Annotated in this window: 19 protein-coding genes; 7 read left to right on the top strand and 12 right to left on the bottom strand. The window is 47.5% G+C overall.

Features of this window, described 5'->3' with window-relative positions; genetic code table 11:
• Window positions 1-2,927 (top strand): beta strand repeat-containing protein (locus ACXAGX_RS18020; protein ID WP_474840018.1); only part of this gene is annotated, 2,927 nt, incomplete at its 5' end.
• Window positions 2,928-2,967: 40 nt separating this feature from the next.
• Here ACXAGX_RS18020 and ACXAGX_RS18015 read toward each other — a convergent pair.
• The 4 genes from ACXAGX_RS18015 to ACXAGX_RS18000 form a co-directional block, all read right to left on the bottom strand.
• Entirely contained in the window at window positions 2,968-3,924 is a 957-nt protein-coding gene (locus ACXAGX_RS18015) for a PAS domain-containing protein (RefSeq protein ID WP_474823619.1), read from the bottom strand.
• 50 nt (window positions 3,925-3,974) lie between these two features.
• Entirely contained in the window at window positions 3,975-6,488 is a 2,514-nt protein-coding gene (locus ACXAGX_RS18010) for a chemotaxis protein CheB (RefSeq protein WP_474840016.1), read from the bottom strand.
• 16 nt (window positions 6,489-6,504) lie between these two features.
• Window positions 6,505-8,487, bottom strand: coding sequence for a putative bifunctional diguanylate cyclase/phosphodiesterase (locus tag ACXAGX_RS18005; RefSeq protein ID WP_474840030.1), 1,983 nt, complete (start codon window positions 8,485-8,487; stop codon window positions 6,505-6,507).
• A gap of 172 nt (window positions 8,488-8,659) precedes the next feature.
• A complete protein-coding gene (locus tag ACXAGX_RS18000) occupies window positions 8,660-10,438 on the bottom strand; it encodes a DUF885 domain-containing protein (protein WP_474840014.1) in 1,779 nt (592 codons plus the stop codon).
• A 226-nt stretch (window positions 10,439-10,664) separates the two neighbouring features.
• Here ACXAGX_RS18000 and ACXAGX_RS17995 point away from each other — a divergent pair, with 226 nt between their 5' ends.
• The 5 genes from ACXAGX_RS17995 to ACXAGX_RS17975 all read left to right on the top strand — a co-directional run bounded on the left by ACXAGX_RS17995 (window position 10,665) and on the right by ACXAGX_RS17975 (window position 17,242).
• Window positions 10,665-11,879 carry a M24 family metallopeptidase gene (locus ACXAGX_RS17995; RefSeq protein ID WP_474840012.1) on the top strand — a complete coding sequence of 405 codons (1,215 nt, stop codon included), beginning with the start codon at window positions 10,665-10,667 and terminating at the stop codon, window positions 11,877-11,879.
• A 2-nt stretch (window positions 11,880-11,881) separates the two neighbouring features.
• Window positions 11,882-12,484, top strand: coding sequence for a YigZ family protein (locus tag ACXAGX_RS17990; protein WP_474823603.1), 603 nt, complete (start codon window positions 11,882-11,884; stop codon window positions 12,482-12,484).
• Between the two features lie 239 nt (window positions 12,485-12,723).
• On the top strand, window positions 12,724-13,374 hold the full coding sequence (gene trhA, locus ACXAGX_RS17985; RefSeq protein ID WP_474823600.1) for a PAQR family membrane homeostasis protein TrhA: 651 nt from the start codon (window positions 12,724-12,726) through the stop codon (window positions 13,372-13,374).
• A 268-nt stretch (window positions 13,375-13,642) separates the two neighbouring features.
• A complete protein-coding gene (locus tag ACXAGX_RS17980) occupies window positions 13,643-15,721 on the top strand; it encodes a right-handed parallel beta-helix repeat-containing protein (RefSeq protein ID WP_474840010.1) in 2,079 nt (692 codons plus the stop codon).
• A gap of 36 nt (window positions 15,722-15,757) precedes the next feature.
• Window positions 15,758-17,242: an oligosaccharide flippase family protein gene (locus tag ACXAGX_RS17975; RefSeq protein ID WP_474840007.1), complete on the top strand. Its 1,485-nt coding sequence runs from the start codon at window positions 15,758-15,760 to the stop codon at window positions 17,240-17,242.
• A 52-nt stretch (window positions 17,243-17,294) separates the two neighbouring features.
• Here ACXAGX_RS17975 and ACXAGX_RS17970 read toward each other — a convergent pair whose 3' ends face one another.
• The 4 genes from ACXAGX_RS17970 to ACXAGX_RS17955 form a co-directional block, all read right to left on the bottom strand.
• Window positions 17,295-18,134 (bottom strand): class II glutamine amidotransferase, encoded by an 840-nt coding sequence (locus ACXAGX_RS17970; protein WP_474823588.1) that lies wholly within the window; start codon window positions 18,132-18,134, stop codon window positions 17,295-17,297.
• A 131-nt stretch (window positions 18,135-18,265) separates the two neighbouring features.
• Window positions 18,266-19,069, bottom strand: a complete 804-nt coding sequence (locus ACXAGX_RS17965; protein ID WP_474823584.1) for a polysaccharide pyruvyl transferase family protein — start codon at window positions 19,067-19,069, stop codon at window positions 18,266-18,268.
• 82 nt (window positions 19,070-19,151) lie between these two features.
• Window positions 19,152-19,943, bottom strand: a complete 792-nt coding sequence (locus ACXAGX_RS17960) for a Stf0 family sulfotransferase (protein ID WP_474840005.1) — start codon at window positions 19,941-19,943, stop codon at window positions 19,152-19,154.
• 17 nt (window positions 19,944-19,960) lie between these two features.
• A complete protein-coding gene (locus ACXAGX_RS17955) occupies window positions 19,961-20,824 on the bottom strand; it encodes a glycosyltransferase family 2 protein (protein ID WP_474823576.1) in 864 nt (287 codons plus the stop codon).
• A gap of 88 nt (window positions 20,825-20,912) precedes the next feature.
• On the opposite strand from ACXAGX_RS17955, the gene ACXAGX_RS17950 reads away from it, so the two are divergent.
• Complete coding sequence (locus ACXAGX_RS17950; protein ID WP_474823572.1) at window positions 20,913-21,722, top strand: sulfotransferase family 2 domain-containing protein; 810 nt, start codon at window positions 20,913-20,915, stop codon at window positions 21,720-21,722.
• A 162-nt stretch (window positions 21,723-21,884) separates the two neighbouring features.
• Here the strand turns inward: ACXAGX_RS17950 and ACXAGX_RS17945 are convergent, their stop codons facing one another.
• From ACXAGX_RS17945 to ACXAGX_RS17930, 4 genes are read right to left on the bottom strand one after another with little or no spacing between them, the layout of a single operon-like run.
• On the bottom strand, window positions 21,885-22,874 hold the full coding sequence (locus ACXAGX_RS17945) for a hypothetical protein (RefSeq protein ID WP_474840003.1): 990 nt from the start codon (window positions 22,872-22,874) through the stop codon (window positions 21,885-21,887).
• Window positions 22,874-24,001: a glycosyltransferase family 4 protein gene (locus tag ACXAGX_RS17940; RefSeq protein WP_474840001.1), complete on the bottom strand. Its 1,128-nt coding sequence runs from the start codon at window positions 23,999-24,001 to the stop codon at window positions 22,874-22,876. The genes ACXAGX_RS17945 and ACXAGX_RS17940 overlap by 1 nt, the downstream gene beginning before the upstream one ends.
• A 38-nt stretch (window positions 24,002-24,039) precedes the next feature.
• Window positions 24,040-25,359 (bottom strand): O-antigen ligase family protein, encoded by a 1,320-nt coding sequence (locus ACXAGX_RS17935; RefSeq protein WP_474839999.1) that lies wholly within the window; start codon window positions 25,357-25,359, stop codon window positions 24,040-24,042.
• A complete protein-coding gene (locus tag ACXAGX_RS17930; RefSeq protein ID WP_474839997.1) occupies window positions 25,343-26,512 on the bottom strand; it encodes a glycosyltransferase in 1,170 nt (389 codons plus the stop codon). Before ACXAGX_RS17930 ends, ACXAGX_RS17935 begins: the two co-directional genes overlap by 17 nt.
• Between the last annotated feature and the right edge of the window lie 415 nt (window positions 26,513-26,927).

Below are 26,927 nucleotides of genomic sequence, written 5' to 3'. Positions count from 1 at the left end.
TACTAGATGCCGCAGGCAACTTAGCCACGGTGAGCACGTCGGGTCTTATCGACCTCACGCTGCCTATCCTCAACGTGAATGCCATCACTGATCTTAACAGCGATACCCCGCTTATTTCGGGTACTTCTGATGAATTAGGTGCATTGATCACTATCGTTGTCACCGACGGCAATGGCGATGCGCAAAGCTTTACCGCCACGGTGCTTGGTGATGGTACTTGGTCGGCCAACGTTCCATCGGCCATTTCAGAAGGCTTACTGGATGTAAACGTGTCCGTACTAGATGCCGCAGGCAACTTAGCCACGGTGAGCACGTCGGGTCTTATCGACCTCACGCTGCCTATCCTCAACGTGAATGCCATCACTGACCTTAGCAGCGATACGCCGCTGATTTCGGGAACCTCTGATGAAATTGGTGCACTGATCACTATCGTTGTTACCGATGGCAACGGCGACGCGCAAAGCTTTACCGCCACTGTACTTGGCGATGGCACCTGGTCGGCAAACGTACCGTCCGCTATCTCCGAGGGATTACTGGATGTGAACGTGTCGGTATTAGATACCGCAGGCAACCTGGCCACAGTGAGCACATCGGGGCTTATCGACCTGACGTTGCCTATCCTCAACGTGAACGCCATCACTGATCTCACCAGCGATACCCCACTGATTTCGGGTACCTCTGATGAAATTGGTGCGATTATTACTATCGTTGTTACCGACGGCAACGGTGATGCACAAAGCTTCACCGCCACCGTGCTTGGTGATGGTACTTGGTCGGCCAACGTTCCATCTGCTATTTCAGAAGGTCTACTGGATGTAAACGTGTCGGTATTGGATACCGCAGGCAACCTGGCCACGGTGAGCACATCGGGGCTTATCGACCTGACGCTGCCTATCCTCAACGTGAACGCCATCACTGATCTCACCAGCGATACGCCGCTAATTTCGGGTACCTCTGATGAAATTGGTGCGATTATTACTATCGTTGTTACCGACGGCAACGGTGATGCACAAAGCTTCACCGCCACCGTGCTTGGTGATGGTACTTGGTCGGCCAACGTTCCATCTGCTATTTCAGAAGGTCTACTGGATGTAAACGTGTCGGTATTGGATACCGCAGGCAACCTGGCCACGGTGAGCACATCGGGGCTTATCGACCTGACGCTGCCTATCCTCAACGTGAACGCCATCACTGATCTCACCAGCGATACGCCGCTGATTTCGGGAACCTCTGATGAAATTGGTGCATTGATCACTATCGTTGTCACCGACGGCAATGGCGATGCACAAAGCTTCACCGCCACTGTACTTGGCGATGGCACCTGGTCGGCAAACGTACCGTCCGCTATCTCCGAAGGCCTGCTGGATGTAAACGTGTCGGTATTGGATGCCGCAGGCAATCTGGCCACGGTGAGCACGTCGGGTCTTATCGACCTCACGCTGCCTATCCTCAACGTGAATGCCATCACCGATCTCACCAGCGATACGCCGCTAATTTCGGGTACCTCTGATGAAATTGGTGCATTGATCACTATCGTTGTTACCGACGGCAACGGTGATGCACAAAGCTTCACCGCCACCGTGCTTGGTGATGGTACTTGGTCGGCCAACGTTCCATCTGCTATTTCAGAAGGTCTACTGGATGTAAACGTGTCGGTATTGGATACCGCAGGCAACCTGGCCACGGTGAGCACATCGGGGCTTATCGACCTGACGCTGCCTATCCTCAACGTGAACGCCATCACTGATCTCACCAGCGATACGCCGCTAATTTCGGGTACCTCTGATGAAATTGGTGCGATTATTACTATCGTTGTTACCGACGGCAACGGTGATGCACAAAGCTTCACCGCCACCGTCCTCGGCGATGGTACCTGGTCGGCCAACGTTCCATCTGCTATTTCAGAAGGTCTACTGGATGTAAACGTGTCGGTATTGGATGCCGCGGGCAACTTAGCCACGGTGAGCACGTCAGGTCTTATCGACCTCACGCTGCCAATATTGAACATCAATCCGATTACCGATCTTATTAGTAGTACACCACTCATTTCCGGTACATCCGATGAAATTGGCGCCCTTGTATCGATTGCCATCACCGACGGCAATGGCGATGCGCAAAGCTTTACCGCCACCGTCCTTGGCGATGGCACCTGGTCGGCTAATGTTCCATCAGCTATCTCCGAAGGGCTGCTGGATGTGAACGTGTCGGTATTGGATGGTGCTGGCAACCTTGCCACGGTGAGCACGTCAGGTCTTATCGATCTCACGCTACCTATCCTCACGGTAGACGCTATCGGTTTTACCAACGATTTGACACCCACCATCTCGGGTACTTCGGATGAGATTGGTGCAACGGTGAATATTCTCACCGAGGATGCTCTGGGCAATACGCAGACTCTATCAACAACCGTTGGCGGCGATGGCACATACTTGCTGGATATCCCACTGGACGTTGCAGAAGGTATATTGAATGTAGACGTGTCGGTTATCGATGTAGCAGGGAACCTGAGTGAACTGTCTGTAAGCGGTGTAGTTGATGTAACACCACCAGCACTAAACATCACACATATGCCATCGCTAACTCAACCTTACATATCAGGAACCTCTGATCCCGATCTGGAAGGCCTGGCAGTAAACCTCGATTTAACGGCGAATATCCTGGGGATCGAAGCTACAGTGGAAATCACCGTTACCATTGCCGAAGATGGCACGTGGAATTATGGGCCTATCCTCAACCTGGGTGTTGGCCCGGTTTCGCTAACAGCTTCAATTACTGATGCTGCTGGAAATGTGTCTGAAACGACAGAAAGTGGCTCAATTTCCATCCTTGGAGGCTTCCTCAGCGGACCAAGTTCGGAGCCAAGCGGTTCAGAAGATTCAGGATCGCTGCTTTCAATAAACCTGGGGCCATTGAGTATCGATATCTAAGTGAAATAACGATAAAAGGCCGACAGATAATCTGTCGGCCTTATCGAAAGAACAATCCAAGAATGTAGGGCAAATCTACAAATTTGTTGAACATCTCTTCTGATACGGGCATCTGGCGAGCCTTCATGGCTATCGTTTGCTTACCAGTTAGCCAATCGAAAGATGCCGCCTTCTTGTCGACTGATTCGTGTAATGCTGTTAAGTCATCTTCACTGAACCCGATTACCAGAACGCCATAAAACTCATCAGAGAAGGAATGAAAGATCCCTCCTGGGACCGCAGGTATCAAATTATCACGAAGAAAAATTCTAAGTTCGTTGATTCGACTGATATCTTTATTTAAAGACGGCACTGAAACACTGATAACCGTCACATCTAAACCAAGGCGCTGCGCATTTAGCGCAAGTAAGCGAGTTTGCTCAACAAAGTGTTGCTGGTCTGAAAAGCCGAGCTCGTCAATACCTGTGTCTTGTTGCACATGCTGATTAAGCGCTTCATTCATTGATTTGCTTCGAGAAACTTCTTCACTCAAAGCGTCAAAACGGCGTGCCAGATGATCATATTTAATTTGCAGACCAAGTAATTCTTGCTGCCTTTCCATTACCCGGGTTAAATCTTGATGGCACCCCAGTAACCGGATTGGCTCTCCATCTTCAGAGTGGATGGCAATGCCTTTGCAACGCACCCACACAATTGAGCCATTTTTATGTTTGTAGCGAACCACCTGATCGTAAGGAATATCCGGGTATCTGAGGTGTAGTTGGAGATTACGCTGCGCTACCACCAGATCTTCAGGAAAAATAAGATCTTGCCATTCGCTGACTTTGTGCTGCTTAAACTCAGGATCATAACCAAATAAACGCCAGAACTTCGGGCTCATCCACTCATTCTCAGGCTCGGTTAAATCCCAGTACCAAAGGCCGTCAACCACTTCATCCTGAAAGAACTCAAACATTAACTTGTCGTGCTGGAGCAAATGGAAAAGCTCTTTTTCCAAGTAATGCTCCTGCATCGACAATATCTGTGGTCTTTCTTCAGGCTTGTCCATTATCTAAGCTCGATAATCGAGATAATGACCCCTTTCGCCCTGTCACCAATTTTGTACTGGCTAACCGTTACTTCAAGGCTAGTGTCGGTGGCCTCATTGGTGAATACCTCAGTTACAGCGCCCTTTTGGCCTCTATTAACCTGAGAAACCAAATCTTCCAGTGATTTAAGCGGCTTCTTAAATGACAGGTCGCGGAAATCGCGGTTAATATCAAAATCGATGATATTAACGTACTGCTTCATGGCCTGAGTAAATCGGCGGATCTTCAAGTCACTGTTCAAGAACAACACCGCCAGATGCGTGGCTATCATCAAGTTCTCAAGGTCGTTATTGATATCCGTTAACTCTGCGATCTTTTGCTGATATTCGCTATTTACTGTGTAAAGCTCTTCGTTAACCGACTGTAATTCTTCGTTGGTCGACTGCAGTTCTTCATTCGCTGCCATCAGCTCTTCGTTGCTGGATTGCAACTCTTCGCTAGTGGTGTCGAGATCTTCTAACGCTTCACGATACAATTTCTGGCAGTCGATGAGCGCGTTATCGAGCTCTTCAATGCGCTTCTCAGTCTGTTCTCCTCGCTCGTATGTAATATCCGAAGTCGGGATTTTGCGCACCTCGCCTTTGAAGAAGCTTAGTGCCACAAACGTATTGTCCGGCCCGTTTTCGCTGAAAGAAAAACACCGTAAAGACCAGGAACCATTTTCTTCCGTTTTGATGTCTTCCATGAGTACAGATGTGTGCTCACGAAGTACTTGGTGCGCGGCTGAAATAGCCTGCCCCGATAACTCATCGAGAAGAATATCTGATAAATCGTAAGTCACTAAACCCGGACGCAACTTCTCAGTAAACGGCGAGGTATCACCATAGCTATACACCACTCGCAGCTTCGCATCAGTGATCAGTGTGGGAGGAATATATTCATCCATCACCGCCTGACGACCAATAGTGGCGGACTTACGCTCTTTTTCAATTCGCTTATTCGGCGTACTTAGATAACTAGAAATTGATTTAGGCTTGTAATTCCGGTTACGAAATGCAGGCGAGGAAGAATTAATTTGTGACGACGGTACCTTAATGTCTTTGGTTTTCTGATAGATTCTGCTGCGCTGATCGGTGAAGTCAAAATAGATACTGAAACTCCCCGGCGATTCGGCACTGCCGAGCACCAGAAAACCACGCACTTTCAATGCAAAATGGAAGAACGCCATCACTTTCTGCTGTGCAGAATTCTGCAGATAAATGAGCGTGTTACGACAGCTTACCAGGTTCATATTGGAGAACGGTGGATCCTGAATAAGGTTGTGAGTGGCAAACACCACCATGTTCCGCAATTGTTTCGTTACCTGATAATTGCTGTCATTCAGTAAATTGAAATGCTTGGTGAGATACTCTGCAGGCACCTCTGAAGAAATGCTACTGGGATACGTACCGTTAGCAGCAAAAGCAATAGCAGACTGGTCGATATCGCTGGCAAATACCGTGACCTGCCTGTCTACATTAAGCTCTTCCAACGCTTCAGCGAACAGGATGGCATAAGAATAAGCCTCTTCCCCGGTTGAGCAGCCTGGGCACCACAGGCGAATGGTCTCGTCAGGTGGTGTTTCCAGCACTAACGGCTTCACCACATCTTCATACAGCTTTTCCCATACCTCGACGTCGCGGAAAAATTGCGTCACACCTATAAGCAGGTCTTGCTTAACCAGTTCCACCTCTTCTGGTGTGGAATTTAAATACTCCCAATACTCAAAGAGGGTGTGCTTACTATTAATGCTCATGCGGTGCTCTATTCTTCGAGACACCGTTGACTCTTTATAAGCGCGGAAATCCAGCTCTGTGCGGGTGTTTATGAGCGCTAAAATATCATCAAGAATTTTGGAATTTTTGGATAAATGCTCTCGGAATTTACTGCGAGTTTCCCGCGCGAGAGGATGCTGAATAAAACGTTTAATCTGATCAGGAATATCACGGATAGGCAGAACGAAATCCACTGAGCCGGTATTAATAGCATTCAGCGGCATTCCATCGAATTTTGCCTCATCAGGGTCTTGGGCGATAACCATAGCGCCCATTTCTTTCAGGGATAAAACGCCACGGCTACCGTCTGAACCGGTACCCGATAAAATTATGCCGATAGCATGATTCTGTGCATCTTCCGCGAGGGTACGAAACAATTCATTGATAGGTAGGTTAATGCGGTTGTCTGGCGGTAAATCTGACAGGTAAATCTTCCCCTCGGCAATACGCATTAACTTTCCTGCCGGGATGAGATACACCGTGTTGCTCTTTAACTCTTCTCCTTCTACGGCCTGATGCACAGCCATAGAGGTATTTTTACTGAGCAATTCATCCATCATGGATTTAAAATCCGGAGACAAATGCTGAACGATCACATAGGACGCGCCTAAGTTGTCAGGTAACAGGTTAAACAGTTCCTGCAATGCTTCCAGCCCGCCGGCTGACGCGCCAATACCAACAATGTAGTGCGAAGAGTTATGCTCATCCTTGCTTTCCATAGTGCTTTACCCACGCTTATGATGCTAATTTTTGATCATTCAATATTTTTTTCAGTGTATCCGAATCTACCGGCGGAGAGAAATAAAACCCTTGAAAAAGATGCACTCCCATCTTTTTACATCGTGTGAACTGCTCCTCGCTCTCGACCCCTTCTGCTAATATCTGCAAATCGAGGCTTTTCCCCATCGCGATCATCGCGATAAGTGTTTTCTGGAATTTATCCGTTTCCAGCATGTTACTGATGAAGTAACGGTCAATTTTTAACTCATCGAAATTGTAATGCATGAGCCTTTTAAACGAGCTATAACCGGTTCCAAAATCGTCCATGGAAATAAGGAACCCTTGGTTCACCAAAAGCTCTATCTGTTTTTCCACCCGCTGACTGTTTCGCTCTAGCATTAATTCGGTAATTTCAACGCATACAGATGTAAACGGTATTTTATGCTCGGTACACAGTCGGCTGATCCGGCTTGTGAAATTGCCTACCTCAAGCTGGGATACATCGACGTTAAGATTTAAGCGTAGGTCAGGATTAAATTTGAGTAGCCCAGAAAAGCCTTCAAGAGCACGTTCCAAGGCCATCGAAAGCAATTGGCGATCAAAATCGTTGAGCTTTGCAAAGGTGATAATATCTTCAATGCTCTTAAAATACTTCAGCGGTTGTCGAAAACGAATCAATGCTTCGACTGACATAATTTTGCCGTCTAACCCGTAAATGGGCTGATAATGGCAATTAACGTCATTATTGGTAAGAATTTCGGACAACTCTTTACGCTGACTTTTTAGCCATTTTAACTGCTCGCTGAGGTTGACGTCGTAAATCTTGAAATGGTCATTGGAAAAGCCCCCTTTTTTTACTTCATACATGCCCTGATCCGCTGCATCGACCATGGCTTGAACTTTTTCAGACCGACCCATTTCTTTATCGAAATGGATCATGGGTGTCCATGCAATACCGATGCTACAACTAATCTGCTGCTCTTTGCCGTCGATGGCAGCCATTCTGTTTAATGAGTCGGAAATTTTTTTCGCGACATTTCCCACAGTGCGATGTTTATCGATTCCCGGCAAACAAATGACAAATTCATCACCGCCAAAGCGGGCTGTGAGATCGTGTTCTCTCACAATTGAACGGATTTTTCGTGATACGACCTGCAGCACCTTATCACCCGCCTTGTGACCGAGGGAGTCATTAATTTCCTTGAATTTATCCAGATCAATGAATACAAACAGCGAGTTAGTAAACTTGGCTTCATCCATTTCTTCCACTTTGCGGATAAAGGCGGAACGGTTGAGCAATTCGGTAAGCGGGTCGTGGTCAGCCATATATTGCAGTTGCGACTGTGCCTGATGTTCGCTGGTAATATCACTTACAGTAACCGTTGCATTAATAAATTTATCTCTGTGATCGAAGTGAGCAGAAAGCTGCACAGAAAAAATATATACCTTGCCTAACGGGGTAATAAACTCGGCTTTACTTTGATAAACGCTTCGTCTGAGTTCTTTGTCCATAATATGCGCCTGCATATCGCGTATGGTGTTCTCAGGAAGAAATTCTGCCCAGCCCCGGCCAAGCAATTCGTCAATAGAGGTTTTCATCATATCGGCACAGTGGCCGTTTACAAAGACTGCATCCCAGTTGCTATCAACGTTGATAATGCCAATGGGGAGATCATGAGCAATCTTAGTAATGCCTTTACTGTCAGAAAAAACGGATAATGCATAGGGTTCTTCGGGAATTGCAGTGGTAGATAACACACAGTGATAGCCAATTAACTTTTCAATACTGACCACAACAGGTCCGGCATTAAGAAGTGAAATATCTTTTTTAGTAAGAATTCGGGGAATGAGCGAGCCATACGCAAATTGCGACAATCGTTCGGACGCTCTACATAACTCAAGGTCCCTGTCATAATAAGCCGTGAAACCGTCATTTAACTCGACGATAAGATCACGCACATCCTTTTGAGGAGAAATTAACGCTGTGGAGCTTCCCATGTCAATCAACTATTTTGCACCTTAAAAACAGCGTTGTTGCGTATAACATTCATTCACAAAACGCATAGTTTCATAAAGATAGTACTAAATGAGTTAAAACGAGAAATATTAGGGAAAAGTTTATTGGCGCGTAAAATACACGCGCCTTGGTTATGGATGAAAATAGTTGGCTTTAGTTAGGGTATGGCGACGGGCCACCTTCCTCAATAAAGCGGTCGATACGCTGCTCCAGCACCGACAACGGCACTGAACCGAGTTGAAGCACGGTGTCGTGGAAGTTACGGATATCGAATTTATCGCCCAACGCTTTTTCCGCCTTCGCCCTAACCTCTTCCATTTTCATTTCACCTAAGTAATAAGACAACGCTTGTCCCGGCCAAGCGATATAGCGGTCTACCTCGGTGGTAATTTCGTGTACCGACAACGCCGTATTATCTTTCATAAACTGTTGCGCCTGTTCGCGTGTCCAATCTTTAGAGTGGATACCGGTATCTACTACCAAACGAGCTGCACGCCACATCTGATAGCTGAGCATACCGAACAATTCATAAGGCGTATGGTAGATGCCCATTTCCTCACCCAGTTTCTCGGTGTACAACGCCCAACCTTCACCATAAGCAGAGATATAACTTTGGCGACGGAATTCAGGAATATCATCATTCTCCAGTGATAATGGCATCTGGAAAGCATGACCTGGCGCTGATTCATGTAACGTGAGTGCTGGCAACGAATACAGAGGGCGTGACGGCAGGTTGTACGTATTCACCAGGTAAACACCCGGCCCACCACGGCCCGCCGTGTAAAAAGGCGCAATATCATCTGGTACGGGGATGATCGCAAAGCGTGCCCGGGGTAAATGGCCAAAGTAATCACTGGCCACCGCATCAAATTCTTTTGCCGTCCAGGCCGCCCGGTCTAGCAGAGCTTGCGGGGTATCTACATAAAACTGTGGATCGGTACGCAGAAACGTTAAAAACTCTTGCAGCGAGCCTTTGAAATCAACATCTGCCATGACCTTAGCCATACGCTCGCGAATCTTTTTCACCTCACTCAAGCCGATGTTGTGAATTTCATCGGCCGTTAAATCCAGCGTGGTGTACTTTTTAATTTCCGCTTCGTAATACGCTTTTCCATCAGGTAAATCGTACGCGGCGGTAGAAGGTTGTGCGTTGGGAATATAGTCTTCGACTAGAAATTCCAGCAGCTTTTCGTGAGAAGGAATAATCGATTTTTCAACGGCAGCTTTACCTTCAGCGATAAGTGCCTTTTGGCGCTCGGGGCTGATTTTCGAAGGCAGCTTGGTAAAAGGCTGAAAATAGATATTGTCTTCGTCGCTGGCTTCCACCACCGACTTCACAGAAGCTTCCCGTCCCACCAGCGATATTTTTGGCAAGGTGTAGCCACGGGCCAAACCCAGTTTCATATTGCTGATTTGCTGGTCGAAGTAACGTGGCATGTCGTTTAGCCACTTAATGTAATTCACATAATCCTGTTCGGTGTGAAACGTTTCCCTGGCCAGATAAGTCAGGTTACTCCAGAAAGCCGTGTCGCCTTCCAGGGGCTTTTCATACATGCGAAATTTCTGGTCAGTAATTTTAGTTTCTATTTGATAGCGATAAACTTCATAGTTAACTTTATTTTCTGCCGACAGCGCTTCCACATTTAACGCATCCAGTTGCTTCAGCACGGACTCCCAACGCTTCAAGCGACTGGCTTGTACTTCAAGACTTACGTCTGGCAGCGAGCTTGGCGCTGCCTTGGTATCACTGTTTTCATCAACACTGTATTGATTGGTTCGCCAGTTCCATTCACTGGTATAAATAGCTTCAAACTGGCTATCCACACTCTGCTCAGCCTGGGTAGCATTTGCAGCATGAGCGATGCTTGCGCCTTGTGTTGCAATAGCGATAGACAACGAGAGTAACTTAATTGACCGAGATAATGTTCCCACAGAAAGCTTCCTTATTGTTGTTATCAGGCTTTTCACCTGTTTTTGTGAGGTCAGTTTTAGCATTTACCGACAGGCATTTACCACTGCTTGAAGTCGGTTCGACAAAATGGACAGATAAACGGTAAATCGACAGGCGAACAGAAATTACCGCCTGACGCACGCATCGGTTTTTAGGTTTTGGTATACTGTATTCCTTAAAAACACCATCATAATACCGGGAGGCCCAATGGCAGTAAACGGGATTGGCGGCAAAACAACCGCCGAAGCATTAGCATCATTAAAAGATATGACACAAGATATCTCCGCCGTAGGCAAACCGGAGTATCTTTCCCGCATTGCAAGCGCCCAAGCTTATATGCAGCAAAATGATATTGCTGCCGTTTACCTGAACGCAGGCACAAACATGACGTACTTTACCGGCCTTGAATGGTACGCCAGTGAGCGTCTTGTAGGCGCTATTCTTCCTGCTAACGGCGACATCGTTTTTATTGCGCCTACATTTGAAATTGGTTCTTTGTCTGAACGCCAAATTATCGAAGGCGAAATTATTGGCTGGCAAGAACACGAAAGCCCATATACATTATTTGCGAACACCCTTTCAAACATGGGCATTAGCGAAGGCGCCACCATTGGCGTTGACGAATCCACCGCATTTTTCATTGTCGACGGCTTCAATAAAGCGCTGTCCGGTGTAAACATCATTAACGGTAGTACTGTAACCGCGCACTGTCGTATGCAAAAAAGCGAGGCGGAATTAGCACTGATCCAGCGTGCTATGGACATGACCCTCACTGTGCATAAAGCGGCTGCCAGTATTCTGCGTGAAGGAATCACCACCACGGAAGTCGAGCAGTTTATCCATGAAGCACACAAGAAAGTGGGTGCACCGGCCGGATCTTATTTCTGTATCGTCCTGTTCGGCAAAGCCACCTCGTTTCCCCATGGCGTTAAAGATCCTCAAGTGCTGAAAGCCAATGATATGGTGCTAATTGATACTGGCTGCAAACTGAAAGGCTACCTGTCAGACATTACTCGTACTTATTGTTTCGGCACGCCAACAGAAAAGCAGGCGACCATGTGGGAAGCGGAAAAAGCTGCCCAGATTGCTGCCTTTAACGCAGCCCAGACGGGTGCACCCTGTGGCGATGTCGATGCGGCCGCCCGCGCTTGTCTGGAAAGCTATAAGCTTGGTCCAGACTACAACCTACCCGGCCTGCCTCATCGCACCGGTCACGGCATTGGTATGGACATCCATGAATGGCCCTATCTGGTAAAAGACAATCCACAACCACTTGCGAAAGGCATGTGTTTCAGCAACGAGCCGATGATTGTGGTACCGGGAGAATTCGGTATCCGTCTGGAGGACCATTTTTACATGACCGACACCGGTGCTGCCTGGTTTACCGAGCCTGCACATTCTATTGAAAATCCGTTCGGCTGATCATGAGTTACTGCGTGCCGAAACAGCGGTACGAAACGCTGCTGGAAATTAAGAAGAGTAAGTTCTTTGCCTGCGCCGGCTTTGTGGAATCCCGCGAAGCGGCCATGCAAATGCTTGAAGAAGTGAAAGCCCAATACCCCGACGCCCGGCACCATTGCTGGGCGTATCTGCTTGGTACTCCCCATCAACCGGTAAGCGTAGCTATGTCGGACGACGGCGAGCCGTCTGGCACCGCAGGCAAACCCATTCTCAACGTGTTACAGCACAAAGATGTGGGCAACATCATGATGATTGTCACCCGCTATTTCGGTGGCATAAAGCTGGGTGCAGGCGGACTGGTTCGCGCTTATTCCGGCGCAGCACAGCAAACCATGGAAACCTTACCGGTGATTGAAATGGTAAGTCTGGAATCCTTTGAGGTAGAAACCGACTTCGCCCAGGAGCAATTTATTCGCCACTGGGTATCCACGGTGGAAGGAAAAATCGCCGATTGCCAGTACAGTCAGGCTGTCACGCTGTTTATCGATATCCCCGCCGATGCTGAAGATGCCCTGATGGCAATGGAAGGCAGTCACGGGTTACGGATAAAGCGGGTTGAGGATTAAGGAGCTTGTGCCTTAAGAAGGCATTTGCGAATGCCTTTCTTTCGTTACCTGCGTTTATCTCTGTCCCAATCGTTCATTAGTCGCCCCCCCAAACACTAAGTTCTCTGGTGCACTCACTTTATTTGTTGTTTCAAAAAAAGCCACTGACTTATCTCTGCAATAAAGTTAGTGTACAAGTGTACGCTGAAATTCTAGAATGGCCGTAAAGAACAAAAAAGCGCCTTAATAAGGAGAACGCCATGTCCAAATCAGATCCACGTCCTGTGGCGGCAAAAGCTTACTCGGTAGTTGAAGAGTGGCTTAACAGTACCAGTCATGGTATTGGTTTGATTGCTGCGGTAGTCGGGCTGGTGTTTTTGCTGATGCGGGCAGAGCATCCAGTGGCAATTGCGGCTGCGGCGGTGTATGGCTCAACGCTGATCTTAATGTTCTTAAGCTCCACCCTCTATCACGCCATTTCGAATAAGAAAGCCAAAGGGCTGTTAAAGCTGTTCGACCACAGTGCCATTTATTTATTGATTGCCGGCACCTACACGCCGCTGCTCATGGTGGCCATAGGCGGCTGGCTGGGTATTACCATGACGGCCATTGTTTGGTTACTTGCAGTGGGCGGCGTGGCCTTCAAACTGGTAGCCCAGCACCGTTTTCCGAAAATATCTGTGGCCACGTATCTGCTGATGGGATGGATTGCGTTGGGCTTAATTTATCCGCTGTATGTTGCGCTACCTGGCGCAGGGCTATGGTTAATCGTAGCGGGCGGCCTGTGTTTCAGTGTTGGCGTGTTGTTTTACGTGGCAAAGTCAAAACGCTACACCCATGCTATCTGGCATTTGTTCGTGCTGGGCGGATGTGGCTGCCATTTCTTTTCCATCTACTATTTTGTTGTTTAAAGCTCGGTGATATAAAGCTCAGCGGACTGGCGCTCAGTCGCTTTACTGTCGTTTTAAAGTGACAGTTATTCCACTCCCGGCCTAATTTTATATTGGGCTTATCTTCCAAATACATCGTATAAGCATATAACTACCGTATTTATCGTAGCTGGCCCTGCTTTTGCTTACTACATTGCTAACTTTAGTAAGTGTTGTTTGCAATACACAGCAAGCAGGCACATACGACACTGCTTTACCCTGATTTCTTATTTCCAACCGGAGTTCCTGAATGCGACATTTGCCGCAAACGCTGCTCAATTCACGTAATTCACTGACATTTATTCTGGTGCTGATTGCCAGCACCTTGTCTTTGTCGGCCTGCACGCAGGTACAATCAGAACCCCGAAACCTCACGGTACTCCCGTCGCAGCCAGGTACCGTGGCCTTAGAGAAGCTTCTGGAACAGAATATTACTGATGCCAGCGACGCTGAATCTATTGTGCTGGGACTGGCTGAATCCAAGGATTACGGACGTATTCTCAATTTGCTTAAAGCAGACTATGCCGATGAAGCCGCGAAGCTATTATTGACCATGAACGAAGGGGTTTCACTGGAAGAAGCGACTCTGAAGCTGGCAAAAGCTACCGACTCGGAAACCGCCATGGGTCATGTGGTAAGAACGGCCTTTATTCTGTTCCCCTTGGAGCAAGGTGGGCTTTACCATTATCTGCAGGATAATCTTGGTATCCGCGCCACATTATTAAACAAGTGGGCAGAAAGCGCAGGGTTACTCACCGCGGCCACCATGCCTGAACCCGATGAAAATGGCCTGTTCATCCAGCCGCTTATCAATTCAGCAAGCATTACCTTATTCCATCCTGATCGCGATACCCGTGGGGCAATGTTCTACAAACCCGCCGATTCGGAGAACTGGGAAAAAGCCCGCGACATGACATGGGAGCCAGTAAACAGTGTGCTTACAGGGCCGATAGTTTATCTGCAAGCCAATACCACTTACGACGTAAAAGTTATTCTCACCGAACAGCAAGATGTAGAAAGAGAAATCGTTGCACAATTCACCACCCGCCCAGATACGCCGGTTATTAACCCGGAAAAGGTGTACAAACTGTCAGACATTTATCGTGGCGGCACATTGGATCTGGAAGCGCTGGGCATTGAAGGTGACGAAAACGGTTACGCGAAAATTGTCGGCGACACGGACACGGTTATTCGTGCTGGTGACGATGAGAAGTACGCGGTAAACGTAGGTGACAACAGCTATATTTATTTTGAAAACATCACCATTGAGGCCGCCAGAGTCCATGGGTTTTACGGCGAGGGCGCCCACGACATCTGGATTAATAACTGTGATATTTCCGGCTGGGGACGCGCCCCGAATGTGATGAAAAAAGGTATCGCTTTCGAAATGGAAGATGCCCAGGCGATAAACTACGACTCTGCCATTTACTTCCGACAGTCGGGTGTGATCACGGTAGAAAACTGCAATATTCACGACCCGCGTGCCATTGCGAATGACTGGTCATTTGGTCATCCGAAAGGGCCGAACGCTTTCCTTGCCCACGCGAATCATCCTGATCCGAAATTTAAAGGCCAAGTCATTCTGCGTAACAATCATTTCCACGGCACCCAGACCCATCGTTTTAACGATATTATCGAAGGTCGTAAAAATGCAGAACCACTGGGCGGCTTCGTCCGCGATTCAGCCATTTACAATAATGAACTGGCCTATTCAAACGACGATGCCATTGAAGTAGACGGTGGTCAGCAGAATGTGTTGGTCTACAATAACGATATCTCTCACACCTATTCTGGCATCAGTATTACGCCGGTTCGGGTAGGCCCTAGCTTCATCTTCAACAATTATATTCACGACCTGGGTGATTTACGTGGCAAGCAATGGGCCTCAATAAAAATGGGTGGCTTGCTTACTAGTCCGTCGGGGCAAAGTGTGATTATGCATAACTTGATCACGGTAGGCAGAAACGGGCTAACGGCCTCGCGTTTTAAAAACGACGATACCTTCTGGACTTATGCACAAAATAACATTGTGATCACCGAGAAAGACAACAATCAGGTAGGCTACGCCGTATACGATCCGGAAAACTATAGCGGTTCGCAGTTTATTAATAACTACTTCTATAATTTAAAAACCGGTGCCCCAAAAATTGAGGCAACCCTTACTGAGCCCTATGTATTTGAAGAGAGCAAACTGAATCAGCAAATCGCTGAGGCGTTATTTAATGGCGGTAAAACCGTTATGCTCCCTAAATGCGACAAATATCGTATTAACAATTTTACTCAACGCAATGAAGACGGCACACAGGCATTGTACGGAATCGTTGAATAGTTTTAAGTCAGTGAAGTAACAAGGACGCTTCGTTTTATGTCGTTAAAAGCCCGCTCCCTGAAGGGAGCATTCTTCAACTTGTCTGCCAATGGCGCAGGCCAGCTCGTTAATTTCGTCGTTTACGCCATCATGGCCCGCATTCTTGGGGTCGAAGAGTTTGGTCTGGTCGCCATTTGTCTTATGGTCGTGGAATTCTGCAACCTGTTCGTTACGGTAGGCGTTTCGCAGAACCTTATCCAACGGGATAAATGGGACAATGAGTTTGCCAGCCTGTCGTTCTGGTTCCTAATGGCCGTGTCGCTTGCCATAGCCGTACTCATGTTTGCCGTGGCTGTACCGGTTGCTTGGTACACCTACTCAGAACTCGCAGCCCAGCTCATTGCGGCACTCGCTATTATTCCGTTAGCCAACGGGGTTCGCCTGGTACACAAAGCCAAGATGGAGCGGGACTTCTTGAATAAGCGCCTGGCGGCCTACGACACTGCTGGCGTGTTAGTTGGCGGCGTAGTCTCTGTAGCGACAGCCCTAACCGGGTTCGGCGCATGGGCCATCATCTTTGGTAAAATTGTGCAGGCGTTTGTATCCACCGCCCTTACCTGGCATGGTTCGACGTTCCGTCCACACTGGGTAAAAGATAAAACGCACCTACCCGAAATCATTCATTTCGCTAAGCCGCTGATTGCCATGTCGTTTATGAATTTTTTCTCTCAGCGCACGTCCAATATCGTTATTGCTGCGTTTTTAGGTGCAGCTACGTTCGCATATACCTCTGTAGCCAGACAAGGCTTCTCGGTATTGAACAACCTCACTTTCCAACCGCTGAATCGTATTGCATTGGCAGGGCTTGCCCGGGTTAGCGACGATAAGTTATCAGACACCTTTGGTCGGGTAGTCAGCATGACAGCCTTGTTCGTCACGCCAGTCTATTTTGGTGTGGGCGCCATCGCCCACCCGTTTATCGATTTGGTATTTGGTGACAAGTGGGTAGACAGTGCCTACCTGCTATCGATCCTGGCACTGCAAACGCCCTGTAATGTGATGGCGTACTACTTGCCCAACCTGCTCATTGCGCGTGGAGAGCCTGGCGCGGCGTTCAAATTGAACCTCATCAACCTTACCTTTAACTTCTTATTGCCGTTGGCCGCTGTACCTTGGGGGCTTTACGCTGTGATCAGTGCCTTGGTAGTAGCGAATTACATCACGCTTATTCTTAAATTCTGGCTGGTGAGCCGCTCTTTAGATGTGAATTTAAGCCTGGCCTTTAAAGAAACCTGGATGTTCACCTTCGTGGGTCTGATCATGTTCGCCGTGGTGTTGTATCTGGAACGCTTCCACGTATTCGGACTAGACAATGTTTTTCTCGAACTGCCCGCTCTGGTAGCCGTTGGTGGAGTAATTTATTGTGGAGGATTACTATTATTCTTCCGTCGTAAAACACTGAAAATCGTCAACGAGTTTAAATCTGGGAAAAAACAGAAGAAGAAAGGCAAAACACCGTTAGCAGAAGACACGATAGAGTAAGACCGCTGAACCATTCACGCAGGGGCAGGTAAAACGCCCCTGCTGGTTGCCCTTATGCGCAGTCTCTGGGCATATTTTTCGGGCTCACCATTTCCTGCTCGGCTTTGTGTACAGGTACATCTACCTTGCCCTGAGCGATGACTTCTCCCGACTGCCAAAGTTTCCATTCACCTCGCTCGTAAACATCCCATTCCTCGTCGTGAGTAAGTGGTTCTGTCGCAATAATGCTAACCACATCTTTGGGATTCGTTTCAGAGGCAAAATCTACCGCCACTTCTACATCTTTCAAGCAAGCCGGTCCAAAGGGCGCACGGCGAGTAATGCTGGCGAGCTTGGTACTGCAAAAAGTAAATAACCAATCACCATTACTCAGTAAACAGTTGAATACACCTTGCTCGGCATAGGATTTCGACAGTGCCACCAGCGTCGTCGCCAGTTGCTCAGCGGTGGCATCTCGCTGCAAATTTTGCCGCACGTGGTTCATCAAATCACAGAACAGCTCTTCGCTGTCGGTATCGCCAATAGCTTCGTACATACCGGTGCGTCGGGTAAAACCGGGGATCTGGCCGTTATGCGCAAACACCCAGCAACGCCCCCATAATTCCCGGGTGAATGGATGCGTATTAGAAAGGTTGATGTTGCCCACGTTGGCCTGACGAATATGGCAGATGGCGGTTTTGCTTTTAATGGGTAACTTGGCAACAAATTCGGCAATCTGAGAAGTGGCACAAGGTTCGGCATCATGAAACAAGCGCACGCCCTTTCCTTCGTAGAAAGCCACGCCCCAGCCGTCTTTATGCGGGCCAGTTTCACCGCCGCGACGGGTCAGGCCGGTAAAACTAAAGCACAAATCGGTTGGCGTATTGGCACTCATGCCGAGAAGTTCACACACAGCAGTTTCTCACATCAGACGACAGATGCGGGAAGCATAGCCAACAACGCTGAGGGTTTCAATGAGAGGCCCGCGTTTGTGCAACGCGGGCCTTAGCAGACGCTTGAGCAACTAGAGGTGAGACGTTGTTTTTACACGCCCCAGAGATCGAACGGAAAGGCTTTGTACAGCTTATCTGTCACCGCGGTGAAGTCTGGCGGTGTATCCAGGTGCATCGAGATCCCTTCTTCCAGACTAGACGTTTTAGGCACATCGGTACGGCCGGTTCCCTGATAGTAATCCTGGTATTTAAACATGGATTCGCCGCTGCCCGAATCATAGAAAATGGCCGGTATGCCATACGCTTCGGCAATGATAATACCGTGAAGACTGCTGGATATAACCCGTTTGCTGTTAACAATGGCTTCAATGAAGGAGCCTGGGTATTGCATTGGCGTGACCAGGTCCTTTTCGTATCCTGCGTATTGGGCCATGTCATCGTTCATGTGGTTAATGATGATGTAGTCTTTCTTGTCTGCTTTTTCCATGAGCGGACGGGAATAGAAATAAGGCAGCAACAAGGCCGGATCGCCATACACTTCAGGTACGTTAATCCCGCGATTTAATAGGTACTCACGAGTAAGCGGACCGCGCACCGCACGCACATCCAACTCGGAGAATTTAATCACGTCGTCGCCCATCTTCTGGTTATAGCCAGTTCCCCACAGCGTATCGCCATCACGGGCGAAATGCAGTACCGAACCTACGCTCACCAGTTTGTTGTCGGGGTTGAGCTTATCTTTAATCAGCTTGCCTTTCATGGCCAACACGCGTTTTACTAAATCATAAGCAACGTAGTCACCAATATTCGGGCGATCATCTTTTTTCGACTGCCACCAGTACACTCGCTTCTTTTCTTCAGCCAGAGTCTGTTTTATAGCCCATTGGTTCAGCATGCTTTTTCCTTCTTATCCGTGACGCTTAAAGTCACCTTTCATCCAAATTTGTGTTTGTGTTTTATACCCATGAGCGGGAATATCAGGAGAGCTTTTTAGCCAGCTTGTGCCAAATGCTTTCCTGGTTAAATCGCAGTAGTTCGTTGTCGGCATTAAATTCTTGCTGGAATCTTGCCAACCACTTTTTGTTCAGTTCATTACTTTGTCGTTTGGTTACTGGTGATGTGGGGATTTTCGGGCTCTCCACATCGATACCCATGAAATCAGCAATACGCAATACTGTGTTCACGGTATTAGATCGCACATCAGAGAAATTCAATTCCATGTACTTGCAACCCGACGCGGCAAGTGAGTAACGCCATGACGCATTTTCGAGACACACCCGGCGGAGCCCGGCTTCAATGTCGTCGAACCGGTAATCAGGATCGGCAACCGGTTTACCCTGTTCAGAAATCCACGCCCCGGTTTGTTTGGCTACCGCAAGAGACACCGCCTGCGCCATCACATCTTCGCGAGTAAGCAGCACGAAGTGTGGATTGGGAAGTAAGTCGCACATTGCCTTAAAGCCACCAAATTCCTGCACGTGAGAGTAATGAATCTTGATACCAAAGGTCCCGTTCGATGAGGTACGTCGAGCCTGTAAGGCTTTCAGCACTTCAGGTAAGGATTTGCAATTCAGTCGCGCTTTCCACTCGTCGAGATTCTTACGGTTTGCATATTCCAAAGGAAATCCAAACGCATCGGTTTGATGCAGCAAGTGGCCCAACATATGACTACCGGAGCGTACCGTAGAGGCGATCACAAGGGTCTTTTGGGTTTCAGTTTGGTGCCGATAATCGTGTTCCGAAGAAAACTGATCCTGATAAAGCTCCATGGTTTTGCTCCTGTTGGTTAGCTAACGCGCTGACGTAATTTTTTTACCGTAACCGCTGCCAGATGGTTCAGTGTGGTCGCCAACCCAGCGATATGCACTGACTTCATCACCCACTTCATTTTGTCCTTCTTCTGCGGCAGGTATACCAGCAATTGCGCGGCTACCCGTTTACGGTAGTTTCTGTCGCCGAGGAACTGGCGATGCTTATCAGCTGACCGTAATCGCACCACCGCTTCGTCGGGCGTCATTTTCGCCACCTTGGCGCCAATGCCATCCATGTTCATGAACCGATAAAGGAAAATGGGTTTTGGTATGTTGAATAGCGTGTAGTCTTGCTGCAGCAAGCGCACATACATGTCCCAGTCCTGCCCGTTAGGCAGTGTTTCATCAAACCGTTCGGTAAGCGCTAGCGATTTCCGAATACTGAACCCACTCATACCGCAATACTGATTACCAGTTCTGAGTACATCCCATTCAACGCGACGCGAAGGCTGTACATAAAGCTCGTCTTCCTTACCCAATACCGCGTAACCGCTCACCACTGCATCCGCGCCTTTCTCATACGCCTTTTTGTGTTCCCACAAATACTCTGGCTGCCAGATGTCGTCGTCATCCAGAAAAGCAATCACATCGCCTTTGGCATTATCTACACCGATGTTGCGTGCCTTGTTGGCACCTGATGACGTTTTCAGGAAATAGTAGTGAAAATCGGGTTTAGCAGAGAATTCAGCAAGAATGTCATCATATGGCAAGGAAGATGCATCATTCACAACAATCACCTCAAGCGGCTGCTCGATTTGTGCATACACCCCATCCAGCGCTTCTTTGAGTTCTGCGGGGCGGTTGAAGGTTGTGATCACAACACTGAATTTTATGCTCATTGGTATCCCTGTGAGTTTACAAATCAATCCGAAATGGAACAGAAATCTGTGAAGATTTCCCAAACATGAATACAATGGAGCAAGAATCATGCAAGAAATCCTGAAGCAGCAATCGGAAAAATATCTCGCCCGCTATCCTAAGATTTTCTTCTGCCACGTGCCCAAATGCGCAGGGGTTTCTCTGTCCAATGCGATTTATCAGGCCGTTTATCCGTCGCTGTTAAAAGCCACGCGTTTCACCGGTCACATAGACCTCCGAGCCAGTCGCGAATGCGAGCAGCTGTTGGGCGTAGACATGATGACAGCAAGAGAAACGCAGCTTACCTTTCAGCTTAGTAGCAAATACCAGGTTTTCACTACCGGACACTGTGTGGCGCGCCCGGAGGTGGTGAGTAATTTTTACAAAGACTGGCACTTTCTGACGATACTACGTAAGCCCGTTGACCGTTTTATTTCAGAATACGTGTACAACCGCTTTAAAGAATCGGAATGGCAGAAAAATGAAACCGACATTGAAGAGTATCTGAATTCAGAAAAAGCCCTCAGTTCAGCGGTGACGTACGCGAGATATTTTTCTGGATACCGTGATGCCAAGGAAATTTGGGAAAATGCCGATGATGTTATTGCTAAATCTGTAGCCAATTTGCGTCGTTTTTCTGTGTTCGGCACATTGGAGCAAATGGATAAATGGCAGGAAGATTTCAATCAGCGTTTCAACACCCGCATCAATATTGCGAGCAAAAATACTAGCCCAAATCGTGGCGCCTCTTCTGCCATTACCAGCAGCACGGAACTGATGTCGAAAATTGCAGAACTGAGCAGAATTGACCAGGCTATTTACGATGAAGTGGTTAACATGGTAAATGCCCGCACGGTAACCACTGCGAAGGCGAGCTAATTCTACATATACTACGTGCACCGCTGACACAGCGGTGCAAAGTTTTTTTGTGCTGTAGACCAGATATCAAAAAGCCCCGAGGCGACTGTCTCGGGGCTTTTTGCATTGAAAGTGTTTATCAGTAGTAGCCTACATCATGAAGACGTTAGCGTTGGTATCAGTTCAGGTTGATAGCACCACACGCCAGGATTCGCGTATAGCCTGCTCGCCGTAGCGATCCACTGCCTGGTTTATCACTACACTGGAATCGACATAATCGAGATTAGCTAACTGTGACTCTAGGTTGTCTGGCTGGAGAATTTTAACGAAAGGAAATTCCCGCGCTTTCATTCTGGCGAAAGCGGAGTCGAAACATAGCACATTCGCCCCAAGACTCATCGCCATATAGAACGTGCCTGATGAAATCATGGCATTATCATCGTGAGCCATAATCACAAACCGCGTATCAGAAATGGCTGCTTCCAGCGTTTCCTCTTTAACGAACGCATTGTTCCAATCCACTTGCAAACCCCTCTGCTCAATAATCCCATGCAATTTGGCTGCATAATCCTTGTCGGAACAAAAGCCCATTACTTCCAGCTTTTGCGCCACCGGCCACACCTCTAACAATTTATCGAGGCGCTTATAAGGCTTGATCGACCCAAAATACAAGAAATCATGTGTCTTTTGGGTATCTCCAATGCCTTCAAAGAATTGAAATAAATCCCTATCGTTAAAATACAACGGGTGTTTGACCACACTGGACTCGATTTTATCGGTCATTTCCAGGGTGACAACTCTGTCGGCAACCATGGAAAGTAAACGCAGGATCAGGTTATATAACGAGGATTTTTCGGCAACATTGTGAGGTTTGTAATTATGACGAACCCAAATCACCTTGTTGCTAAACAAAGGAATAGAGCAAACAGTCAGAAAAAATGCGAACAGGAAAGCCCAACGCTTTGGGCCAGACATGCCTTTCCGAAATGGCTGATCTTCATACCAGTTCAGTACTAGCCAATTTTCGTCCCGGCTAAATAAATTAGCCGGGCGAAACAACTTCTTGAATGGTTTAATATCATAGCCAAGTTCAGAGAATGCCCCCTTTATGCGTTCAACAAAACCGTTGCTATGTACAAATGGGTAGAGAAACAGTTTTCGGTTTTCTTTCATTACGCCGCCGTACGAGGTTGAGCCGGAAGTCCCATAGCCAGATTATTGGCAATAACAAACGTGTCGTCAGAAATAGAATCCCAGTTGAACGTGTTCAGGAACGCTTCTTTGTTTATCGCCAGCGCCAGCTCATTCACATGCGTTAATTTATAAGCCAGTTGGTCGGTGTCACCCACGCGGAAATACGCATCTTCTGGTAAACCGATGTCGGCATTTGGGGTGATGTCACTGATGATAACCTCTGTACCCGCCGCAATAGCTTCTAATGCAACAATGGGCAGACCTTCATGATAGGAAGGTAAAACAAATACGCGGGCAAATTTATACAGCGCATTCAATTCGTCACCCTGACGACGCCCCGCAAAAATGATGTTGTCTCCCGCCTGCTTTTTGAGGCTCATGGAGTACTCATCTTCGTGGTCGGCACCACCAACGATAACTAATTTCAGATCGGTATCTGCTTTTTTATAGGCTTCAACTAAATCGTGAAACCCTTTTTCAGGAACTAGCCTGCCCACAGTAAGCACATACTTACCTGGTTCAAGTTTCAGATCTGCAGGCAACGCTTCTGCGCCCATGTTGGTATCCATATCGGTTTTCGCACCGTTAGGCACAAACATGATGCCGTTGGATTTTCTTGAGAACTTGTTCTTCAGTGCACTCGTTAACGAACGGCCTACAACGATGGCGCGGTCTGAAAATTTAAGCGCCATGGTCTCGCCGAACTTCAGTACGTTTTTTGCGAACTGATTCCATTTCTGGCGATCGTAGTCGGCACCGTGGTGCGTCACCATCACTTGCATACCTAACAGTTTTGCCAGCGGTGTGAACAACGCCGGACCAATGCCATGAATGTGCAACACATCAGGTTTCACCACAAAACGGGCGTAGAAAATCGCTAAAAACGTATGTAGGAACGTTTCTACGAATTTGCTCTTCATTGTCCATACCGAGCGTAATTGCACACCTTTGTACTCTTTCACAGAAGAGTCTACATAGGGTGAACGACAAATCACGGTAACTTCCATGCCAGACTTAACCAGGCGCGGATACAGCTGCTGACAGTGAGACTCAATGCCCCCCATCACATCAGGAATTCCTCTTAGACCTACGGCACATAATTTCATAACATTCTCCAAATTCTCAGCGAGACCTGAGCTTCAAATCAATTCGCCAGACGAGACTCTAAGGCTGGTGCTGCAAACCACTCGTTGCGAGGTAATTTCACCGGTCCGATGGCGTTGCCAACTAAAATGGCAAATAAAATAAGCCCCTCGATATTCCACAGAGGCATGGTGGCGAAATTCATAATCAAAAAGCCCACCATTGAAGAACAAAGCGTAAAGGCAAATTGCTTGTTCTTAATTTTGAATGCCTGCAGGACAAAGCTGCCTGCAGCGCACAGAAACGTGAGCAGACCCACAAAGCCATACTCATACAAAAACGATACATAGGTGTTATGGGCATATTTCGGGAACACGCCCGACCAGGACTCAGGGCCCCACCCCACCAGTTGATGAATTAAAGAACCGTTCGCGTATTGGTACAGGTACATGCTCCACAGATAAACGCGAGCAGAGAAAATGTCTTTCTCGGCTTCGGAGTAATAGAACGGTGCTTTAATCAGGTCGTCGATACTGGTTAAAAATACGAATACGTCGGCAAAACGGTCTTGCATGGTGTAGCTGGCAAGCAGAAATAGCATGCTCATACCGAAGAACGCAGCAATGAAAAATACGCCTCTGAATCGATGAGGAATTTTGCTCTGCATGGCGGTGTACGCAAAAATAGCGGCCAAAGGTAAAATAGCCAGTACTGACGTACGGTAGTTCACCAGAATAAGTAACACGCAGCCCAGCATAAATAATGGGCCACGATAGCGGATAGCACCGGGCGAAAGTAAACCCACCACCAGAATGTAGCCAGCGATAATCATCGAGAATGCGGCTTCGTGGTTATATCCACCAATATAGCTGGTTGAACCATCCGCTTCTGTTGCCTTCACCTCGCCAAGCAACACCGACATCAGCGCCAGAGACACCGGCAGGAAAAAGCTAACAAGCAATTTTCTTAGCACATAATCTTTATTGGTTTTGCGAATAGCCATAAACATGGAGCACGCAAGCACCATAAAAAACAGCCACTTAACTGCAACGTTGATAAGCCCTACCACACCACCGTTAATGATTCCGCTGGCAATAATTGCCGCAAAAAATGCATAAACGGGTAGCAATACTCGAAGCTGGAAAACCTTCGGTGGTAACATCAAAACGCCGGTTGCTGCTATGCCTATGGAAGCCAACGCATTAATTGAAAAGCCAGCTACCAGCGGTTCATAAGTAATGTTGTGAAATGCAGACAGGAAAAAGCGCAGCCACACTGCCGCTACAACGAAAGCCAGATACTTATTACAGTTCTGGCGAACGGTTTGCCATACCAGCCATGCACTGATGGCGCTGAAAAGAACCTTAACAACCAGAAACATACTTCTGCTCCAGTTGGGTAATGTTCAGACCTAATGCACCGCGAATACGTTGGCGAAATACTTCATTGGAAAAGCTAGCGGCACGCTTTTGACTGCGGTCGGCATACTTTTTACGGTTGGTTTCCGCCGCCATGTAATTCAGTGCGTCGGCAACGCCGCTGACGCTGTTCACTTCGCAAAGGCAACCGTGAGCTTGCGCTTCGAAACCTTGTACAGAATATAGGTATTCACCAGTGAGAATTTCCGCCGGACCAGATTCACAGTTCGTTGCAACCACCGCTTTGCCTAAGCACATCGCTTCGGCGATAGCATTGGGAAAACCTTCTGCGTTTGAGGTAGAAACAAAAAAGTCCGCGTTTTTAATATACGGATACGGGTTCGACTTAAACCCTTTAAGGTGAAGGCGGTTTTCTAATCCCAGCTCTGCAGCGCGGGTTAGCAGCGCCGCTTTTTCATCGCCTTGACCTAAAATCACGATATCGTGATCGATGTTAGACGCCGCGACAGCCTTCAGCATCAAATCAAAGTTTTTGTTTTTAACTAATCTGCCAGTGCCAATGATGTAAGGCTTTGCCGGTAAATCAGATACAGGTTCAGCAGCTAACGCATTGATGGCGTTGATGTCGTAAGGGTTATATACGGTTTGTACGTTGCTGGCAGACACGCCGAAGTTTTCTACCAGATCGGCTTTTACCCCCTCGCTGACTGCAATAATTAAGTCTGCTGAAGGATAGCTCGCACGTACCAAAATTTTAGAAATGAGATCTTTCAAGCCGCCTGACAAGTGGCTGCTGGTGTTCACACGTTCACTAATAATTGCCTGATGACCAAATCGCTTAGCAAGCGCAACATTAAGCATATTGGCACGGGTAAGAAACGATACGCAGATATCTGGCTTTACTGAAAACAAGACATGTTTCAGCGCCTTGTATCCCGCGTGAAGGCTACCTTTGGTGTCTAACACCACTTTATTCACATAGGTCGGTACTTGTTGCTGTTCTGGCAGGTTATCCAGCAGAATAAGATGAACACGGAAACCCGCAGACAAGAAATCCGCTTCCATAATTGCCAGCAGTTTACTCATAACACGCTCCGCACCACCCCCTTCAAGCGAGTTGATGATAAAAGCGATGTCAGTTGCCGGCTTTGCCATGGTATTTTCCTTGACCGTCAGGTTGTGAATGAAAGGCCCTTTGTGGAAGATATATTCAGCTTCTGTGCCAAGTAATTAGAAAAACCTGTTTAGCACTTTTGTTTATAAGAAGCTGACAAGCAGGAAGTAAATCCAACAGAGAAATGAAATAAAAAACAACCAACAAATCAGCAATTTAAATTCATTCACTTCATCTTGCACAGGTCTAAAAGAGGTAATAGTTTTTTCTCCGAATTTAAGAAAAACTATACTTTTGGCTAATAGATAGAGATATCTTGAAGAGATCGTGTAGCCAGCTAGCAACATTTACTCACTAACTCGAAATAGTTTCATTACATTGAGAAAAGGCAGCTCCCCGTAAGTAAACGAAACACTGTGAAAGCTAATTTAGGAATATGGAGGTGGTTCAAACAAA

Source organism: Alteromonas sp. ABV4_515 (assembly GCF_056160345.1).
This window is presented reverse-complemented; position numbering and strand designations above follow the sequence as displayed.

What these genes read in the sequence shown, in the direction of transcription:
- ACXAGX_RS17945 (WP_474840003.1), bottom strand. Translation starts at nt 22,874, where the DNA reads ATGAAAGAAAACCGAAAACTGTTTCTCTACCCATTTGTACATAGCAAC.
- ACXAGX_RS17940 (WP_474840001.1), bottom strand. Translation starts at nt 24,001, where the DNA reads ATGAAATTATGTGCCGTAGGTCTAAGAGGAATTCCTGATGTGATGGGG.
- ACXAGX_RS17995 (WP_474840012.1), top strand. Translation starts at nt 10,665, where the DNA reads ATGGCAGTAAACGGGATTGGCGGCAAAACAACCGCCGAAGCATTAGCA.
- ACXAGX_RS17960 (WP_474840005.1), bottom strand. Translation starts at nt 19,943, where the DNA reads ATGGAGCTTTATCAGGATCAGTTTTCTTCGGAACACGATTATCGGCAC.
- ACXAGX_RS17990 (WP_474823603.1), top strand. Translation starts at nt 11,882, where the DNA reads ATGAGTTACTGCGTGCCGAAACAGCGGTACGAAACGCTGCTGGAAATT.
- trhA (WP_474823600.1), top strand. Translation starts at nt 12,724, where the DNA reads ATGTCCAAATCAGATCCACGTCCTGTGGCGGCAAAAGCTTACTCGGTA.
- ACXAGX_RS17955 (WP_474823576.1), bottom strand. Translation starts at nt 20,824, where the DNA reads ATGAGCATAAAATTCAGTGTTGTGATCACAACCTTCAACCGCCCCGCA.
- ACXAGX_RS18005 (WP_474840030.1), bottom strand. Translation starts at nt 8,487, where the DNA reads ATGGGAAGCTCCACAGCGTTAATTTCTCCTCAAAAGGATGTGCGTGAT.
- ACXAGX_RS17980 (WP_474840010.1), top strand. Translation starts at nt 13,643, where the DNA reads ATGCGACATTTGCCGCAAACGCTGCTCAATTCACGTAATTCACTGACA.
- ACXAGX_RS17935 (WP_474839999.1), bottom strand. Translation starts at nt 25,359, where the DNA reads ATGTTTCTGGTTGTTAAGGTTCTTTTCAGCGCCATCAGTGCATGGCTG.
- ACXAGX_RS17950 (WP_474823572.1), top strand. Translation starts at nt 20,913, where the DNA reads ATGCAAGAAATCCTGAAGCAGCAATCGGAAAAATATCTCGCCCGCTAT.
- ACXAGX_RS17930 (WP_474839997.1), bottom strand. Translation starts at nt 26,512, where the DNA reads ATGGCAAAGCCGGCAACTGACATCGCTTTTATCATCAACTCGCTTGAA.
- ACXAGX_RS17975 (WP_474840007.1), top strand. Translation starts at nt 15,758, where the DNA reads ATGTCGTTAAAAGCCCGCTCCCTGAAGGGAGCATTCTTCAACTTGTCT.
- ACXAGX_RS17965 (WP_474823584.1), bottom strand. Translation starts at nt 19,069, where the DNA reads ATGCTGAACCAATGGGCTATAAAACAGACTCTGGCTGAAGAAAAGAAG.
- ACXAGX_RS18010 (WP_474840016.1), bottom strand. Translation starts at nt 6,488, where the DNA reads ATGGAAAGCAAGGATGAGCATAACTCTTCGCACTACATTGTTGGTATT.